General features: G+C 69.9%; 1 protein-coding gene. It reads left to right on the top strand.

Annotation, left to right across the window (positions count from 1 at the left end; all coding sequences use genetic code 11):
- Nucleotides 1-18: 18 nt before the first annotated feature.
- On the top strand, nucleotides 19-654 hold a 636-nt coding region (locus ACXJKR_RS34125; RefSeq protein ID WP_457326635.1), incomplete at its 3' end, for an NAD(P)/FAD-dependent oxidoreductase.

Genomic DNA, 654 nt, shown 5'->3' with positions numbered 1-654 from the left:
AGCGTAGGATGGCTGTCCATGCGTCCTCAAGTCCTGATCATTGGCTGCGGCTTCGGCGGCCTGGAGGCGGCGCGCGCGCTGCGCACCACCGACGTCGACATCACCCTCGTCGACAAGACCAACCATCACCTCTTCCAGCCCCTGCTCTACCAGGTGGCCACGGCGGGCCTGTCGGCGCCGTCGATTGCGGCGCCCATCCGCCACCTCTTCCGCGGCCAGCGCAATGTGACGACGCTGATGGGCGAGATCGTAGCCATCGACGCCACCGCGCGAACCGCCACGCTGAAGGATGGCGCCACGCTGCGCTGGGACCACCTCATCGTCGCCGCTGGCGCCACGCACAGCTATTTCGGCCGCGATGACTGGGCCGAGCACGCGCCGGGGCTGAAGACGCTGAGCGACGCCTTCGAGATTCGCCGCCGCGTGCTGCTGGCCTTCGAGGCTGCCGAACGTGAAGCAAATGGCGAGGACGATCCCGCCCAGCGCGCCGCCCTGCTGCAGTTCGTCGTTGTCGGCGGCGGGCCGACCGGGGTCGAACTGGCCGGCACCTTCGCCGAGATCGCCCGCCACACCCTGCCCGGTGAATTCCGCCGCATCGACCCACGACAGGCGCGCGTGCTGCTGGTGGAGGGCAGCCCGCGTGTGCTGCAGGCC

Source organism: Roseateles sp. P5_E11 (assembly GCF_054049355.1).
This window is presented reverse-complemented; position numbering and strand designations above follow the sequence as displayed.